At 27.7% G+C, this 17,508-nt stretch carries 22 protein-coding genes and 6 pseudogenes; 3 read left to right on the plus strand and 25 right to left on the minus strand.

Annotated features, from left to right (window positions below):
• Window positions 1–167 precede the first annotated feature (167 nt).
• On the plus strand, window positions 168–371 hold the full coding sequence (locus tag NL276_RS01365) for a hypothetical protein (RefSeq protein WP_253301672.1): 204 nt from the start codon (window positions 168–170) through the stop codon (window positions 369–371).
• Between the two features lie 35 nt (window positions 372–406).
• On the opposite strand, the gene NL276_RS01370 is transcribed toward NL276_RS01365, so the two are convergent.
• A complete protein-coding gene (locus NL276_RS01370; RefSeq protein WP_253301673.1) occupies window positions 407–646 on the minus strand; it encodes a hypothetical protein in 240 nt (79 codons plus the stop codon).
• Window positions 647–735: 89 nt separating this feature from the next.
• Between NL276_RS01370 and NL276_RS01375 the strand changes: the two genes are divergently transcribed.
• Entirely contained in the window at window positions 736–1,254 is a 519-nt protein-coding gene (locus tag NL276_RS01375; protein ID WP_253301674.1) for a hypothetical protein, read from the plus strand.
• Window positions 1,255–1,414: 160 nt separating this feature from the next.
• On the opposite strand, the gene NL276_RS01380 is transcribed toward NL276_RS01375, so the two are convergent.
• The 19 genes and pseudogenes from NL276_RS01380 to NL276_RS01470 all read right to left on the minus strand — a co-directional run bounded on the left by NL276_RS01380 (window position 1,415) and on the right by NL276_RS01470 (window position 12,915).
• Window positions 1,415–1,591, minus strand: coding sequence for a hypothetical protein (locus tag NL276_RS01380; RefSeq protein WP_253301262.1), 177 nt, complete (start codon window positions 1,589–1,591; stop codon window positions 1,415–1,417).
• A gap of 189 nt (window positions 1,592–1,780) precedes the next feature.
• On the minus strand, window positions 1,781–1,966 hold the full coding sequence (locus NL276_RS01385; RefSeq protein ID WP_253301675.1) for a hypothetical protein: 186 nt from the start codon (window positions 1,964–1,966) through the stop codon (window positions 1,781–1,783).
• Window positions 1,967–1,978: 12 nt separating this feature from the next.
• Window positions 1,979–2,299, minus strand: a pseudogene (locus NL276_RS05075) (IS3 family transposase); the annotation flags it as partial.
• Window positions 2,266–2,529 carry a transposase family protein gene (locus tag NL276_RS01390; RefSeq protein ID WP_253301010.1) on the minus strand — a complete coding sequence of 88 codons (264 nt, stop codon included), beginning with the start codon at window positions 2,527–2,529 and terminating at the stop codon, window positions 2,266–2,268. The gene NL276_RS01390 and the pseudogene NL276_RS05075, both read right to left, overlap by 34 nt.
• 147 nt (window positions 2,530–2,676) lie before the next feature.
• Window positions 2,677–3,672: a MupG family TIM beta-alpha barrel fold protein gene (locus NL276_RS01395; protein WP_253301676.1), complete on the minus strand. Its 996-nt coding sequence runs from the start codon at window positions 3,670–3,672 to the stop codon at window positions 2,677–2,679.
• A gap of 60 nt (window positions 3,673–3,732) precedes the next feature.
• Window positions 3,733–4,617: pseudogene (gene murQ / locus NL276_RS01400) on the minus strand (N-acetylmuramic acid 6-phosphate etherase).
• A 25-nt stretch (window positions 4,618–4,642) separates the two neighbouring features.
• Window positions 4,643–5,452, minus strand: coding sequence for a PTS transporter subunit EIIC (locus NL276_RS01410; RefSeq protein WP_253301679.1), 810 nt, complete (start codon window positions 5,450–5,452; stop codon window positions 4,643–4,645).
• Between the two features lie 30 nt (window positions 5,453–5,482).
• Window positions 5,483–5,737, minus strand: a complete 255-nt coding sequence (locus tag NL276_RS01415) for a hypothetical protein (RefSeq protein WP_253301680.1) — start codon at window positions 5,735–5,737, stop codon at window positions 5,483–5,485.
• A 21-nt stretch (window positions 5,738–5,758) separates the two neighbouring features.
• Window positions 5,759–6,034, minus strand: coding sequence for a PTS sugar transporter subunit IIB (locus NL276_RS01420; RefSeq protein ID WP_253301681.1), 276 nt, complete (start codon window positions 6,032–6,034; stop codon window positions 5,759–5,761).
• A gap of 289 nt (window positions 6,035–6,323) precedes the next feature.
• A pseudogene (locus NL276_RS05080) lies at window positions 6,324–6,488 on the minus strand (hypothetical protein); the annotation flags it as partial.
• Window positions 6,470–6,994 carry a MurR/RpiR family transcriptional regulator gene (locus tag NL276_RS01430; protein WP_253301682.1) on the minus strand — a complete coding sequence of 175 codons (525 nt, stop codon included), beginning with the start codon at window positions 6,992–6,994 and terminating at the stop codon, window positions 6,470–6,472. The gene NL276_RS01430 and the pseudogene NL276_RS05080, both read right to left, overlap by 19 nt.
• A 14-nt stretch (window positions 6,995–7,008) precedes the next feature.
• A complete protein-coding gene (locus NL276_RS01435; RefSeq protein ID WP_253301683.1) occupies window positions 7,009–7,212 on the minus strand; it encodes a hypothetical protein in 204 nt (67 codons plus the stop codon).
• Window positions 7,213–7,368: 156 nt separating this feature from the next.
• Window positions 7,369–8,082 (minus strand): FtsX-like permease family protein, encoded by a 714-nt coding sequence (locus NL276_RS01440; RefSeq protein WP_253301684.1) that lies wholly within the window; start codon window positions 8,080–8,082, stop codon window positions 7,369–7,371.
• A 57-nt stretch (window positions 8,083–8,139) separates the two neighbouring features.
• Window positions 8,140–8,349 (minus strand): hypothetical protein, encoded by a 210-nt coding sequence (locus tag NL276_RS01445; protein WP_253301685.1) that lies wholly within the window; start codon window positions 8,347–8,349, stop codon window positions 8,140–8,142.
• A gap of 156 nt (window positions 8,350–8,505) precedes the next feature.
• Entirely contained in the window at window positions 8,506–8,748 is a 243-nt protein-coding gene (locus tag NL276_RS01450) for a hypothetical protein (RefSeq protein WP_253301686.1), read from the minus strand.
• Entirely contained in the window at window positions 8,742–9,488 is a 747-nt protein-coding gene (locus NL276_RS01455; RefSeq protein ID WP_253301687.1) for a hypothetical protein, read from the minus strand. The genes NL276_RS01450 and NL276_RS01455 overlap by 7 nt, the downstream gene beginning before the upstream one ends.
• Window positions 9,433–10,332 (minus strand): FtsX-like permease family protein, encoded by a 900-nt coding sequence (locus tag NL276_RS01460; protein WP_253301688.1) that lies wholly within the window; start codon window positions 10,330–10,332, stop codon window positions 9,433–9,435. Before NL276_RS01460 ends, NL276_RS01455 begins: the two co-directional genes overlap by 56 nt.
• A 213-nt stretch (window positions 10,333–10,545) precedes the next feature.
• Window positions 10,546–11,712, minus strand: coding sequence for a hypothetical protein (locus tag NL276_RS01465; RefSeq protein ID WP_253301689.1), 1,167 nt, complete (start codon window positions 11,710–11,712; stop codon window positions 10,546–10,548).
• 39 nt (window positions 11,713–11,751) lie between these two features.
• Entirely contained in the window at window positions 11,752–12,915 is a 1,164-nt protein-coding gene (locus NL276_RS01470; protein WP_253301690.1) for a hypothetical protein, read from the minus strand.
• Between the two features lie 107 nt (window positions 12,916–13,022).
• Here NL276_RS01470 and NL276_RS01475 point away from each other — a divergent pair, with 107 nt between their 5' ends.
• On the plus strand, window positions 13,023–13,457 hold the full coding sequence (locus tag NL276_RS01475; RefSeq protein WP_253301691.1) for a spiroplasma phage ORF1-like family protein: 435 nt from the start codon (window positions 13,023–13,025) through the stop codon (window positions 13,455–13,457).
• 20 nt (window positions 13,458–13,477) lie between these two features.
• Here NL276_RS01475 and NL276_RS01480 read toward each other — a convergent pair.
• From NL276_RS01480 to NL276_RS05085, 5 genes and pseudogenes are all read right to left on the minus strand, one after another.
• Window positions 13,478–15,680 (minus strand): annotated as a pseudogene (locus tag NL276_RS01480) (spiroplasma phage ORF1-like family protein).
• Window positions 15,681–15,684: 4 nt separating this feature from the next.
• Window positions 15,685–15,975: a hypothetical protein gene (locus NL276_RS01485; RefSeq protein ID WP_253301692.1), complete on the minus strand. Its 291-nt coding sequence runs from the start codon at window positions 15,973–15,975 to the stop codon at window positions 15,685–15,687.
• An 11-nt stretch (window positions 15,976–15,986) separates the two neighbouring features.
• The gene (locus NL276_RS01490) at window positions 15,987–16,223 is read right to left on the minus strand and encodes a hypothetical protein (protein ID WP_253301693.1); all 237 of its coding nucleotides are present in this window, start codon (window positions 16,221–16,223) and stop codon (window positions 15,987–15,989) included.
• 23 nt (window positions 16,224–16,246) lie between these two features.
• Window positions 16,247–16,537: pseudogene (locus NL276_RS01495) on the minus strand (hypothetical protein); the annotation flags it as partial.
• Window positions 16,530–17,508 (minus strand): annotated as a pseudogene (locus tag NL276_RS05085) (hypothetical protein); the annotation flags it as partial. The pseudogenes NL276_RS01495 and NL276_RS05085, both read right to left, overlap by 8 nt.

Genomic DNA, 17,508 nt, shown 5'->3' on the forward strand with positions numbered 1-17,508 from the left:
AGTAGACCTGCCGTTAACTCTTAGTAAAATAAATATCCCTAGGATTGTGATATTTGTGAGTAAATAATTTATTATCGTTAAATAATGGTTTACCTCTCATAAATATAATAATTTTTTCCTCAAGAATGGGTTTTTATTACCACTATTTTTGAAAGGAATTATTAAAAATGAAAAATTTTTCATGAAAAAAATATTTACGTTATCTTCCCTTAGCGTTAATTATTTTAGTTGCCATTGTTTTAAACATTTATTATATTCCAAAATACTACCAAGAACGACACAAAAATAATTACCAAGGTACTTATACAGTAACTGTTCTTGGGCAAAAAGAATATTTTAGTCTTTATTTTACAAAAGGTTTAAATGTTTAACATGTTGCTAGCCTTGCTGATGTCTTAATAAACTACTACCCCATTGATTTTGGATTATCTTCTGGCACAATTGGCACCTTTGTTAAACGAGTTGGTCAAATTGAATTAAATCCTAACGTAAAGTATTTTGACATTCAAAGTGGTGATAATAATCAACCAAGTGCCGAACATATTCATAAGGATTGTCATGGCCCAAACAATTCTTGTGGTGTTGGGATTGACTTGCTGTGATTAACACCAAATACTGACAATGTCTTTCGTTTTGTTATTAGCAACGTAATTTAACCTTAGAAACAAGTGATGAAATATTAAAAAAATTAAGAAAGAAGATATTTGACCTTCAACTTTAAAAATAACCTTAAAAATGACCGTCATCGCTCTTTTTGGTGGTTTAGATTTAGGGCTAAAAATTGCTTTTGCTTTTTTACCAAACATTGAATTTGTTACCTTTATTTTAATGTTTAGTATTATTTTCTTCATAATTGAAGTTGGTTTTGGCATTATTAATGTCTTTTGTGCTTTAAATATGGTTTATTTTGGGGTGGCTGATTGAAGTATTATGTACTTTATTATTTTTAACTTATACGGTGTAATTATGTTTCTTTGTAAACCCCTTGTTTACTGAGGGTGATGAATAATAATTATTATTTGTGGTTTAATGGGATATTTGTTTGGAATATTATATGCCATTCAAGTAACCATCCTATATGATCGAAGTGTTGGGTTAGCATACTGAATAAAGGGCCTTACCTTTGATGCAATTCATGGTACAAGCAACATTGTTATTTGTGCCGTGTTCTATCCAATTGTTTACAAATTAATGCAAACATTATATCCAAAATGACCTTACTTATTTAATAAGAAATTTATTAAATATCTTTAAAGAACTAAACTTCAAATAGAATCAACAGCAATCACACCAATTGATTCTAATAATAAAAAAATACCAGTTGAATAACTGAACATATAAAATAAAATTGACAGAAAAAAGAGAGTTAAATTAGAGTGCACCCATTTTAGTAAGTACTAATAAAAAGTATTTACTATTTTTTTATTATATCTTTTTCTTTACGATTTGAATATCATGTATTTCATTTTATAACATCTTGTATATATTCTTCATGTGAATTATATATTTTATTATGGATTGTAGCTTTCTTAAGTAATGAATGAAAACTTTCTATAACAATATTATCTGCACAGTGGTAATTTTTCCCCATTGAAATTATAATACCTTTAGATACACATTTACCGTGATAAATAGTGGATGTATATTGATATCCGTGGTCTGAATGAATTATTATTCCATTCAGATCTTTTTTTATTAATTTTATTTTATTAATTGCATCATTTAAATTATCTATTACTAATTTATTGTCATTATATTTAGATCACTTTACATCAACTATTTATTTAGTATATCCATCAATAATTGTTGATTGATAATATTTTTCTCTTTTTCAAATTAAATATGTTACATCAGTATATAGCACTGAAAACCTTGTTTTTATATCATTGAATTTACGATTAATTAAATCAGGATATTGCAATAAACTTTTTTCTTTATTCTGTTTATATTTCATTTTTCTTCTCATTTTTCTTACATATTCAGGTTGTATTTGATTATAACGCATAATCCTTAAAACTTTTTTTGAATTATATTTTATATCATAATCTTCTTTTAAATATTTAGTAATTCTTCGATATCCAAATTGTTTTAAATTTTCTTCATAGACTTTTACAATATCATTTATTGCTTCTTTATCTTTTTTGCTACTGTCATAATTTTTATATTTATCTCAATAACCACGTTTTAACCCCGTTACTTCTAATAATAATTTTATTGAATATTCATGACAATTTTGTTTAATAAAAGAGACGATTCTTAGTTTGCTTAATTGTAAAAGTCATGGAGCTTTTTTAATAATTCATACCTTGTTTTATAATATTCTAAATCTCTTTTACCAAAAGAGATTTTAGGTCCTTTATGATTGTTTAATTTTCCTTTTTTATGATTTGCTCATCAAGATTCTACTGTATTTGCATTTAGATTATATTGTTTTGCTACTACTCAACAACTTTTTTGTTTAATTTCCTCAATGATTTTTGTTCTAAATTCTGATGTATATTTGTTATATTTTTGACCTTTTCTTGCCATATAAAAATGCACCTCCTTTAAAAGTTTAGCAAAGTCTTTTTTTACTTTACTTACTTTTTGGGGTGCACTCTAGTTTTTTTTTTGTCTCTTTCTATCTTAAATAAACTTAAGTGCTTTAGAAGGTTCTAATAAATCAATTAAAACACCCTACTTTTTCAAATTTATTATTAAATTTGTTTTTTCATTAAGTAACAGTTTTGTTTTTGTTAAATAAATTTCGCCATTATAACGCTGATACAAATAATTATTAATTAATAAACTATAACGTGGAACAACTAACTTATGATTATTCCATGTGTTAATATTTGCATTATTGTTATGTAACCCACGGCTTTCCACAAATCGTAAAACTTGGCTATTAGCATCATTCCAAATATGATAAACCTTGTTTTTTAATAGTGCCGTAATTTGCTCTGGTAAATTATTATATTCTAATATAATGGTCAATTCTGGACTGTTATTAATTTCTACTAAGAACTTTAAGTCAGAATAATTAATCATTGTATCACTAATAATACAATTTTCAACCCCCAAAATGACGATATCATTGTAATTGCACATATGGTGTGGAACTTGACGAAATTTTTCAATTGTTGGTAACCCCTGAAACAAAGGGCCACGGGGATATTTTAAAGTGGCAAGAAAAACAAAAATTGGAACATCATATTCCTGCAATATTTTTGTTTGAAAAATAAACTCACTAATATCCATACCAGTATATGGTTTTGGATAAAAATTATAAGAAATTGCTAATCGTTTTGTCCCTCGTGCTTCAATAATTTCTGATAAATCTCCTAACTGGTTATCACTGCCATTTAGTTGAATATCACATTGTAAATTATCAATCAGATTAATAATTTCTGATGTTGAAAACCCAAAATCTAATCGTAATTCATCGGGAGCATAATTATTAACTAAGTCATAGCTAAAATAAGGTTTACTAATATCTAAAATTGTATATAACCCCAATTTACGGGCATATTTAATTAGTTCCTTTAAATCAGTATCATTATGGTCTTTTTCAAAATAATAACCACTATAAAATACAGTTTTAAAACCAGCCTGGGATGCTTTTTGCAAATATTCCTTGTTCTTTTCGACTGTAATCCCTTGGTTTGTATAAATTGAAATCCCCAACATCATATCTCCTTCTCTTTAAAAAATAAAAAACATTTTAAAAATTAAGATGTTAAAGAATATTTGTTACTTATCATTAATTACCTTTAATAATGTTTCACTTTCCGCATAAGAAACATTTTTTAAAATCATAATAATCGCATTTTTACATGCATAGTTTGCTGCAGTTAATGCTTTAGCAACATCATCATCACTAGCGTTTGTTAATGCTTTGACAATTCGTGCTGTTTGCACTCTTAGTTTTTCATTTGTAGCAATTAAATCAACCATTAAGTTTTGATATACTTTTCCTCATTTAACCATTATAGTTGTTGAAATCATATTACATACTAATTTCGTTGCTGTTCCCGCTTTCATTCTTGTACTTCCAGTCACAACTTCCGCTCCTGTTTCAATTGCAATAACTTCATCAGCAACCGCTAACATTTCCGAATTTTTTGTCATACATAAACCAACCGCTAAAGCACCAATTGTTTTTGCGTATTCTAAACCAGCTAAAACATAAGGTGTTCGTCCTGACGCCCCAATCCCAACAACAGTATCTAATGGTTTCAAATTTAGCGCTTTTAAATCAGTAACACCTCCTAACCGACGATCATCTTCAGCTCCTTCAGATGGGGTTCTAATTGCATCATGACCACCAGCAATGATGCCAATAATTTGATCAGATTTAAGACCATAAGTTGGTAACATTTCTGAAGCATCAAGAATACCAAGTAGCCCTGATGTTCCAGCCCCCATATAAATTAATATTCCGCCTTGATTAAAACGAGTAAAAATTAAATCAATTACTTTTGTAATTGTTGGCAATTATGCTTGAACTGCCGCGGCAATCTTAGCATCTTCATTATTAATGATTGTTAAAATGCCCATTGTATCAACTTGATCAAGTTCCATGCTATTTGTATTTCGTTGTTCCGTGTCTATTTTTGACAAATCAATTTTTTGCATAATATCTCTCCCTTACATATTAATTTTATTCAACTTTAACATGGGCCATTTTACTACATTCTTCTTTTGGCAATTGATAATATGATACTGTTCAGTAAATAAAAATTCCAATAATAGTAATAAAAGCTAATGTTCATAAAATTTTTTGATATAGTTTATATTTTCCATCTTTGCGGTATAGTTCTTTCATATCTTTTCCGCCGGCTTTAACAATTCGGGAATAACCAAACATTGTAATAATCCATCCAGCGGCAACGGAAATAACCGATCCCACCAAATAAATTCCAACTGCTAATGGAATATTCCCAGTATCAGTTGTCATCATAAAGGTTGCTAAGATTCCTGATGGACCAAACATTGCATTTAATCCAAACGTAACGTGTCCTCACATATAAACAGCACCAATAAAGAATCCCCCAAAACCAGCACCAATCGATGCTGTTACAAAAGGACAAATTCGTGGTAAAGTTACCCCGTAAATCATTGGTTCACCAATTTCAAAGATTGCGGGGATTAAAGCCCCTTGAATTTGACGACGTAATAAACTTCCTTTTGTTGCCATAATTCATAAAGCAATTCCAGCTCCAACTTGGGCCATTCCCGCCATTCCTAAAATTGGGAATAAACCATTAACCCCAGTTTCTTTAATTAAAATTCCATAAATTGGAATAAACCCCCGGTGAACACCAAAGGCAACCGCTATTAAGAATATCGCTGCTAAAACAAATGCTCCAAACGGATTAGTATATAGATGAGCAAATAATCATGCTACAGCTTGATATAAATATCCTGAAATTGGAATTAATAAGAAAATATTTAATAAATAATAGACCAAATAATACCAAGGTTGGCGTTCCAATTGTATCTAAAACCCCTGGCATAAACTTACGAACCCCGCGCGTTCCACTCATAACGCTGCAGTTGCTGGAGCGTGATTTGACATCACACCCCCGTATTCTGATTGCATAATCCCAGCAATCCCTGATAAAATCCCAGCACCAATAAACCCAATAATCATTGGTGAAAAGATTTTTGAAAATTTAGTAAAAAAAGTTTGTACTCAATTTTGCTTTGCTTTCATTTCACCTTTAACTGCTTGAGCTGCTTCTACTGCTGTCACAAACTGATCAGTACCATCATTTTAGTTATAATATGTTTTACCAGCATTAACTAGTTTCCCAAATGCTTGTGTCACATTTGCAACAAATCCTGGTCCTAAAACAATTTGTAATTCAGTTGGTAAAGGTGTTAAAATTCCCATTACATTGGGAGTTGTTTTTAGTTTTTCTAAATCAACATTTGCTCCTGGCTTTAAATTAAGCCGTAATCTTGTTAAACAATTTGTATATGAAACAACATTATCCGATTTGACAATATCAGCAATATCTTTGGCTGTCTTTTTCGGATCTTTTGCCATATTACTCTCCTCGCTTTCTCATTAAAAAATATCATTATTTTTAATACATATGTATATCATAAAAGAAAGCATTACAATTACAAGGCAAACCCCATCATCTGTAATTTAATCTCAAAATTTGTAAATTTTAAAATTTAGGCACCAATGTTTGTTCTAAAACATGACGATAATGTTCTAAATCAGTTGTTAACAACGAAAAATAAATAATATCTAAGCCAAATAACAAAGCAAAACGACTTGTTGTTGAAATTAAACGTTCAATCGATTCATTACTACTAATTGTAATTTCATAATTAGCTAAATTAGATAACGTATTATTTGATTGACGACAAACAACAATTGGAGTTTGATTTTGTTGACAAACTTTTGCTAATTTAATTAAATCTAATGTTTCACCAGAATATGAAACAAAAAAACTAAATCATCAGCATTTAATTACTGTGCTAAAAAATAACCATTATGAAAATCATTCACCGCAATAATATTAAATCCAACCCGAAGAAGTTTTTCCTGAAAATCCTTCGCCACATTGTAAGTTCCTCCAACGGCAAAAACAACAATCATCTGTGCTGTCTTTAAATTAGTTATTACTTTATTAATGGTCTCTTTTTGTTTTAGTCCTAACCGAAAGGTTTCATGTAAACTACGAATAATATTATGATAAGTATTAAACATTAAAGCATTATTACTTTCCCCAGCCATAATACTTTCTTCTCCAGCAAGGTTATGATTAAAATATTTAATAATATGAATTAATTCTTTATACCCGTCTAACTCTAAAAATTTAGTAAAGCGGTTAATTGTTGCAACTGACGTATAAGTATATTCAGCCATTTCTTTAATTGTAATGTCTGGGATAATAATTAAATTTTGTAAAATATATTTTGCAATAAAAGAAAAGCGATGATCAGCATCAATACTAATTGCTTTAATTTTACGAATTATTTCATTTTCGGTCATTATTATCTTTCTCCTTACCCTTTTTTCTTATTATATCTTTCAAATACAAATCAAACAATAATTAACACAAAAAAACCAATCCCAGCAATTGATAATAAAACAATGCCGGGAATTAATAATTTTAAAAAATAAAGTAATAAACCAAGCAATGCCACTAGTGTCAATACTAAAAGGCCACCATTAATAATTCATTTTTGTTTTCTTGTAAAGTTAAACATTTCAAACCCTCATTAAAAGATAAATTATATTATTTAAAATAATATCTTCTTTTTTAACTATACCTTATTTCTTGCTTTTTGCAACGAATAAGAGTTTAATAAATAATGACAATCAAAAATAAAAACTATGCAAGCAGCATAGTTTTCCTAATTAAATTAACTTTCCATTAACACAATTTCTTGAATATTTAATTTATTAATTTTTTTCATTGAAACAAAGTATGAGAAAACATATAAAATAATAATTCCTCCTAAAATAATTGGCAGGGTAATTAACCCCGTTCCAATCGGAACATAGAGGTTAAAGAACATTAGAACTTTTTGAGCAATTGTTCAGGCTAATCCTCATGTAATGAAATAACCAATTAACCACCCAACAATTTCAAGGGGAATAAAAATTCCTAATGTTAAATTATTAATTTCTCACCGGCTATAACCTTGTACTTTCATTGTGGCAATGATCTTAATAAACTTCTTAATAAACAGATCAATTGCAAAGTAAATTGTAATAACTGAAACAATAATGATAATAACAATAAAAATTAGGGCAACGGATAAAGCAATAACAATAACGCGATTCATCACTTGTGATTTAATCCCAACATAATCTACCGACAAGACAGATGATGTATAAGAAGTTGTAAAGTTATTTAAGGATAAATCACTATTGGTTGATGATAAAGCATAACGATTAATTTGATCAGATGGTTGTAATTCAGTTGTATATTTTCCGTTATACCATTGCATTACATTAGCCTGACCATTTAATTTTGTTGTTGGGAATAAATTAATTTTATTTGCATTTTGCATACTAACAAATAAGCGTGGATTATCATAAGTAGCAATACTTTTTACAATTTTAACTTTCACTGGCAGTGTTGTTAATGATGGTGCAACTTTAATAAAATTATTATCAACCGCTGCTTGTTATCAGGGTGTTGGAATACCATTTACAAAGTCACCACTATATGAACTATCAAAGTTAAAATCATATGGTTTAGTAACTCAATATTCCTGACTATTAACTGTCTCTTTTCGCACTATTTTATTAGTCCCTGTTGATACTTCCAATAATTTCCGTTGTTGACCATTATTCAACGTAATTACTTTATTCGTTCAAATTTGTTCCATTGCCAAATTAGATGAAATCCATAATTCAACATTTTTTAAATTATAATATTCACTCTTTCGATCTGTTGAAGCATAATACTTCGTATTAGCACTTGTATTATAAGTAAAATAACTTTTATCTAGAGAATATAGGCTTTGATAATTACTTGGATTTCATGAACCCTAATTACCACTAAGGTTATATTTCCAGCTTTGGTTAACTAGGGCGGTATTATTATTACTAAACTCTGTTCACTGATTTGGACCAACATTATATTGCAAAGTTGATAATTGTGGGATTAAAGTAATCTCTTGTCCAACCCATAGATTTAATCGTTGGAGTGCTGTCACATTTGCAATTGCGTTGATAACTTGGCTATTATTAGTTGTTAAAGCAGCGCGATCATCTGCTGATAATTTTAACATTTTTGTATTAGCATTAATCCCGTAAACTGGTAAGTTTTTTCATTATATGCTGCATCAAAACTCGTGAAAAGATCATCAGTTGCATTTTTATAACTCATTGTCCCATTTCCTAAGGCAAAGTGATTTGCTCGATCAGGATTTTTATTTCAATCTTCTTTGACCGAAGCAGGAATAATTCCATTTGTTGCTTTACTAAAACAAGTATTTCATAAAGCAACATAATCACCTTTATCGGGAAACGGTGGATATGGAATCGCCCCAATTCCAAGCGCTTTTGGCAAAACAGTACATAAAATTTCAGAAATTAAAGCGCGAACACTATTACCAGCTGGTGAATTTTTTACTAGTTCATTAAGATAATTAAAAATTCCTAATGACAAGTTAGTTTCTGATAAAGTAACAAAATTATATGACAACATATCTTTTAAAATTCCAGCTACCATTGGTTCTTGGCTTACTGCTTTTAATGGTTTAATTGTTTGACCGCCATTAATACTATAGTAATTTGCTAACGGTGTCATTCCCCTAATTGGATATAAATAAGAGTCAACTGGATCACCAGTGTTTGGAACATTATTAATTCCATTTCATGCATAAGTTTTATAATATGACAATGTACTATTACTAATGACATTACTATATTTAACCTCACTACCATACTTAATATTTTTATAATAGTTTGTATTAAAGTTTTTGACATAAACTGGTGCTAATAATGATACCGTTAAAGTAAAGGTCACTGTCACTAAAGTAAAGATTCCTAAATAAGTAAAGGCTTGTTTTAAGGAGGTTGATAAAACCACCATTAGGAAGCCGACCAACAAAGGTTTTAAAGTGTAAACTACGAATAGAACGTGCTAACTTATTATCAACATTTAATTCACGCGTTGGATAAATTAAACTTAATACTTCTGTTTTACTAATTGAAAAATAACAAGTAACAAATGTAACCAACGATAGAAAAGCAACAAAAAACACCAGTAAAAAGATTAGAATCATTCAGTTTCAAGTAAAGGTTCAATTAATAATAAAGAATAAATTAAATAACTTTACAACAAAGAGTTGGAGCGTGATACCGACTAACCAACCGGTCGGAACCGCAATTAAAACACTAACCATTAAAATACTTCAATAAGATAAAGAAATTTCACGAAGATAATATCCACCCGCTTTTAACATTCCAATTTGTGATGATTCGCGTTTAATCATTTCTTTAATAATATATGAAACAGCAAATAATGTTATCGCAAAGATAATAATGAAAAATAACCCAATATAAATATAAACATTAATTGTTTTTGCTAATAAACTATAGCGCCATGTTAATTGGTTTGTTTCATTTTTAGCTTCAAAAGTACCAATTGAAGGATCAGTTCCTTTTTGATTATTACTTATTTGTAATCCTTGCGCATAAACATCTAATTGATTAGGATTGTTAGCATAATATTTTTTAAAAAGAGCTAAATTACCTGCTGGTTGACCAGCTAAACTTTTTAAAAAAAAACGTGAATTATCTTTTAAACTAATTAATCCCTTATTATTATCCTCTGATAATAACGAAATACCATATGAAGACAAGTACACAAAAGTATCTGTTTTAAAATTAGGAATAAAGTCTGTTTCATAAATTGTTGGATAAATATTTAACTTGTCTCCCCCTGTCGCACCAACTGTAAAAGTTTGCTGGCCAATCTTAATATCATCGCGTAACTTCTTATTCTGAACTTTTAAATAATTTGGACTAACAACAGCATAAGAATTACTTAATATTGATTCATTAAGCGATGGTCCTTCTCACTACCAAACTTTATCAAAGATCTTCAATTGATTATCTTTTATTAGATCATGTCAACCAATAACCTTATATTTTGAATTATTAACAATATCTCACGTTGTAACTTCTTGACGCATTGAAATCGCAAAATTACTAACAATTCCTAGCATCTTGTAATAATTTTGAACAAAATTAATAAACGAACTTCGTTCACTATAATTTCCAAAAAAAGGAACCTTATTAAACAAATCACCAATAACCATTCGCCCTTCGTTAATTCCAGTTTGGTTTAATTTATCAATGTATTGATAAGGAGATTGGCCTAAATATTGAATTCGTCGTTCTACATTACCAGCACTATCTGTTACAGTATAACGTGACGCAACACAAAAACTACCCCGTAAGCCTTCATCAAACAAAGTATTTGTGTTAACAACATCAATCGTTTTATTGTCTTTCCCTAACGTTACCATAACATCTGGCATATCAAAATGTTGAAAATCATTGTTTGTTGTTTTTAAGTTTCAATGTCAACGATTAATCGCTTTCAAATTTTGATCAGCTTGCCCATTAGTAAAAACAGCAATCGCATTTTGAATCTCAGCTGTTGTTGATGTTGGATGCTTTAATAAAAAATCTTTATTAATATAATCAGTAATAATTCCTAAAAAGTTTTTATAAATTTGAGTTGTTTTAAAAGCGGCAAAATATTGGTAAGCTAACGCATTCTGGTCCATTGCCCGTAATTTTGCAATTAATGTATTTTGATAATTAGGTGCTGATAACCGAATTTTTAGAGCCACCCCTAAAGCAGTTATTTCTCCAGAAGGTAATTTATCAAACGTAATGTCTTGTGGCGTTAAAGCATAAAAAACATCACTATTTGCGGGTCCAATTGTAATTTTTGGATATGTTAATTTATTATCATTGTTTTCTACAAGAACATATTCTGAATCAAATGCAAAACTTGGCGTAATTGTTTGCATATTTGAATTTTCAAATTCCATTGCTGAATAATGGAAAGAATAATTATAATCAAAACTGCCATATCCCATTTGACGGTTCGCTGCTTGTAAACTAGTTACCGTTGTAAATAAACAAGAAGTGATAATTGAGCAAATAAAAATTAAAAGGAGCAATGAAATAAATTGTCCTTTTGCTTTAATTATTCCTAAAATTCCTTGCTTCATTAACAATGTCTTTTTCATGCTTAATCTTATACCACTATCTTAATCATTTTGCACAACATCATAATAACGTTTTCATTGTCCGCCATTATCTTTTGTAAATCATTGAATATTAGAAATTACTCAGTATTGATGACTATCATCACCAGGGTTAACATTTGTCCAAGTGATAGTATATTTATAATTAACTTTTTGATAATTATTTCCTAAACCATCATACTTCGCAAATCAGTATAAATTATTATTTCCTAATACTTTTAAATAAGCAGCATTTAAATCTTGGTATGTTTTAATGTCGTCTTTTGCCACATATAATTTTTCATGCATATTTAAATTGGTCGCAACATCGGCATCTCCCATTCCCTTATATTCAAGGTCATATTGCATATTATTTTCATTTAAGAACTTCCCATTATTAATAAATCAATTTTCACCTAATAATAATGTATTCGTATAATCATATAATGCATTATTAATTGCCAATAAGTCCTTACGCGTTTCTGAATTAGGATCAAAATATAATTTATTTAATAATGAACGAACTGGTTTGGTTCCATCATTAAACCACGTAAGGGCTGTGTCCATAAATGAACCAGAGGCTGGTTTACTTGGATCCTCACTACCTGTTAATAATTTTGCAATTTCGGTTTGATTTTGTTCTTGATTGTTTTGATAAGATCATGAAATTTGACTAACTTTTCTTAATGCATCAGCACTATTTAAAATTCCTTGTGATAAGGCAATAACAAACTGATTCATATCATTAATTGTTAAGGTTACTAAACCTCCATTCGCTGGTATCATCATCATTTTGACCATCGATTGTAAGACTACTTTAAATCCTGGTGTAACTTTTTGTGCTGCAATTGTTAAAAATGTTCCAATTGCATTATTTGCTATCCCTTGTCGTTCTGTTGTTGCCTTTGTATACCAATCATTAACTTCGTTTCCAAATTCAACAAATAATTCAGCTAGCGATTTTAAAGAACTATCCTTTTTAAATAATAAATCAGCAAGCTGTAATTTTGGGGTCTTACCATTTCACATTGCATCACGATTTTTATATTGATATTCTGGTTTTGTTAAATCTAAATCATCTTGCATTGGTTTTGTTAATAATAAGTCAGTAAAAACTTGTCCTTGTTCATCAAAAAACTTATTAACTCTTGTTTCAATTTTTTGTTTTTCATTTCCTGTTGCACCCAAATTAGTTAACGCCATTTAATATTAAAATTATTTAATACATGATTAATATATGATAAAATCAATTATAGCATTCAAGTAATTTTAATAAAGGAAGGAATAAGTTGAAAATGAAAAAATGACTAAGTATTTTAGGAATATGTGGAATGATTAGTATGTCAGCAAATTTAACAGCTTGTAATAAGCCTGATAATAATGAAAATGGTGGAGACAATAAACATGATGAATCTTGAACTCCAGAACAACCACCAGAAAATAGTAGTTGAAAAATAGTTGATGTTAGTTCTAAAGAAAAATTAAAAAATGAATTATCAAATTTTAATGATAAATGATATACAGTAATTTGAAAACCAAAAAATATTTATTTCATTGCTAAATTTAATTCGAAATGAGATGTTTTAACTCCTGGTGGTAATATATCTTTTCAAAATTATTATGTTAATTTTGAATATATTAAATCTCTTTATCATTATGATAATAGTGCTAATGAACCTGAGTTACCTGAAATTGATAATAATGGTAAAATTACAGATTGAAAAGAATAAAAGGACTAACCAGTCCTTTTTTAAATTAATCGAACAAATTTCATAAATATAATTAATAAAAATATATTTGTTATTGTGTTATATAATGCTGGACTAAATTTTCATACCTCAAATGTTTGACTAAAAAAACTATATATTGTTTGAAAAATTTTACCAACTCCACTTGCTAATTCATTGACTTTTTTTACACCAGGTATATTATTCACAACTCAAATTGCCGCATTTCGTATATGACATGCTAAATTATATCAACTACAACTTTCATATTGTGCTTGTCATAATTGCCCATCAGGAAATAATCCACCGTTATTTATTTCTTGTCAATTATAAATACCAAAATTGAAATCATAATAACGATACATATCATTTTCTTTTTGGGCTTGTAATTCAAAAACATTATAACCGATTTTTTGTTCTTCAATTTTTTTGTATTTTAAACCGTATTTATCTTTTAAAGCACCTTCAAAAACATAACCCTCATTTTGATTAATATTATAATCATTTGAAACTGAAAAATCATAATTAAATACATTACCATAATTTGTATTATAAAACCAATTTTTAAATGCAGAATATAATTTAATATTTAATTGATTATATTTATCTGAAAAATAAAAATATCGTGGGTAAATTTTAAAACCATTGTTAGCTAATAAACCATATTTTTTATTATATCCTTGCACATAAGTATCATTTTCTAAATCAAAAATGGTGCGTAAATAATCTTTATAAAAATTTTGGGAAACCGTGAACATACTATTTAACAACTTTTCAAACTGACTTTTATTAGTATTACTTTAATCAATTAAAACATCTCTAAAATTAACCAATTTTAAACCAAAAAAATTAATTAAAACAGTATCATACTGTAAATTGTCAATATATCCACTTTCAATAAAATTACTACGATTTTGAAACACCGGGACTAAAGCATGCGCAAAAAAAGCTTTTAAAAATTTATTAATCTCAATTTGATCTTTCATCTGTTCAAAAACTGTTTTACCAGTATTATGAGTATTACCCGGGTAATAATTATAAGTTTCAGCACTAAAATTAAAAACATCTTCTTTTTCTTTCATAAAAGAAAATAAAAACCCTAAATCATCAGTATATAGATAACTATTATAATCACTACCATTTCAACATTGTTTAAGATGTGTTAACTCTAAACTACCTGCAACAATATTTTTCTTTTCATCAATTGTTAAAATCATTCGATAAATTGATTTTTTAGTTAAAATAATACCAGTACTATATTTATCTAAATTATTAATAATTTCAAAATCAAAAATTATTCTTTGACTGCCCAAATTCGGATCATCATAATCAGGGTTACCACCTTGCTGTACTATAATATTTTCTTGCACAATAGCATTAATATACTTTAATAAAAAAGAGCGCGTATTTTGATAATTATTATTAGTTCAAAAAATAGGGTTAACATTATTATCAATTTCAGGTAACTCAGGTTCATTAGTACTATTATCATAATGATAAAGAGATTTAATATATTCAAAATTAACATAATAATTTTGAAAAGATATATTACTACCAGGAGTTAAAACATCTCATTTCGAATTAAATTTAGCAATGAAATAAATATTTTTTGGTTTTCAAATTACTGTATATCATTTATCATTAAAATTTGATAATTCATTTTTTAATTTTTCTTTAGAACTAACATCAACTATTTTTCAATTTTGAAACTTTAAATTAACTTGTTGTAAATTATCAACACTTTTTTCTAATTTATTAATAACTTCAATAGTATTAAAATATTTTGCAAAAGAATAAGAAAAATTAGTTAATTATTTTAAAAATTGTTTTTTATCAACATCATAAAATTTATTAATATTATATTGTTTAGCATAAGTATCTCAATTTTTATATAAATAAATAAATTCGTCACTAGGCTTATCAAATGAAATTCCCGTTGAATAACTATCCTTTAAAAAATCTAAATATCACTTATCATTATAAGTTAATGATTGTGATGTTTTTAAAGTTGGGTTAATAAAATAATTTGTTTCAGACCAATTTTCAAAAAAGCTACTACGTAAAAACATTGTATTAATAAAATCAGTTTTTAATCCCTGTTGCTTGCTGTTCAATGTTATAATTTTGTTGATTTAAAGGTTTAAAAGCGGTTAAAGTGATAAAAGGAATCACTAAACCTAAAATACCTAAAATAGATATGGCAAATAAAGTTAATGACTTACGCATTATGCTATACCACCTTATCTTTTTTATTTTCTTTTATTAATTTGATAATTTGATTAAATAAATAACCATAAAAATAATGAATTATTAAGATATACCATAATATATCAAATCATAAACCATAAATTATATAACCATTTATACCGGCATATTTCTCTTTTAATTCATCAATAGTTGAAACTGTATCTAATACACATATAAGGGTTAACAAAAAACTTATAACAAGATACAAAATTAAATCAACCCAAGAAATAAATAAACCATTTTCTTTTTGTTTCTTTTCATTTTTATTATCCATAAACTAAACTCCTAACTATACAATGTTTTTAAAACAATAAACCCAACAATATATAAACTTGATATTGTTAACATTAACGGATGACTAAATAAAATTGCCATTTTACTAAATAAAGAAAGTAAAAAAGTATCTGAGTTATATAAATCCATAATAATATTTTTTGCTGATGTTAATTTATTAATAATTACAGTAATAAAACCAGTACCAAAAATAGCAATTGCCGCAACCAATAAAACTAATCTAATCATTAATCTGTTTCCTTTCATTGACCATTTTTATTTGCATTATAGGCTTTTTTAGCACCACAAGCTGTTGAAGAATATATTTTTGCTGTACTATTTTTAACAGTTGAACCTAATTCATTATATTGCGTTCTTGTGCCATGAATAGCATAAATATATAACTTAATAACAATAAAAAAGATTATAAAATAAGCAATCGTTGTATTTGTCATTGGCAATTTAGTATTTCAAATCACATCAAAAATAAATAAAAATATATCAAAAATAAAACTAAAAATTTTGTCTCAATTACTATTATTTTCAGTTAATAAATTAATCATCTTTACCACTTCCTTTTTCTTTTTTGGGTTTTAAATTTTTCTTCAAAATATCAATATCTAATAAATCTAAACGTTCTTTTATTGTTAAATCTTTAAGTTGAGTCCAATAGTACTCTTTAGTAACTGGAACATCATCTTTTTTTAAATCACGAACAAATGATAATCATTTACTTTCATACTTTTGAGCGATTTCTAATGGAATAATTATTTTAAAAAACCTAATTCCTAATCCAACATCAGATCTATGTTTTGCACGTTTACCCTCAGCAGTTTTTTTAACAGACTCGGTTTTTCAAATTTCATAATCAGCAATATCTTGGAAAATGCCAATTCGCATAATAAAGAAACGATTAAAAAAATTTAATCCTTTTTTAGCAGTAGGTTTTTTAAGGGAAATAGGAATAATAATACCACTTGCTAATTGGCGAATATGTTTCAAAGCATACCTTCGTGTTGAGCTGTAAATAAAGCACGATGTCCAAAATGTCTTGCCAACACAATTCAAGGAATTTTACCACGATGAGTTACTTTTTCATCATGTGGGCTTGTACCATTAATGTACAAAAAACTCTCATCAAACAAAATTAAACTATCGTCAGGTGGAACTGGTTTTGTTCTATCAGTAAAATCTAAATTTTTAAAAGTCAAAACTTTAACTTTGTCATCTTCTAATGGATAATTACTATAAATTTTATCTGTTAATAATTTCATTGTTTCTGACAAATAAGTTAAAAGTAAAGTTTTTCCTGTTCCTAATTTTCCAATAATTACTGATAAAGGATTATCTCAAACAAAATTAACTAACCGAAACGCATTTAACTGATAAAAAATATTTTTCCAAACTCATCACACAAAATAAACACATTGCAAAGCAAATAATAACCAAAATACTAAACCAGTATAATTTAACGAAATAATTCAAAATAACAAATCAATTAAACTAAACAAAATCATTGAACCACTAATATAAC

The organism is Spiroplasma endosymbiont of Phyllotreta cruciferae, assembly GCF_918697755.1.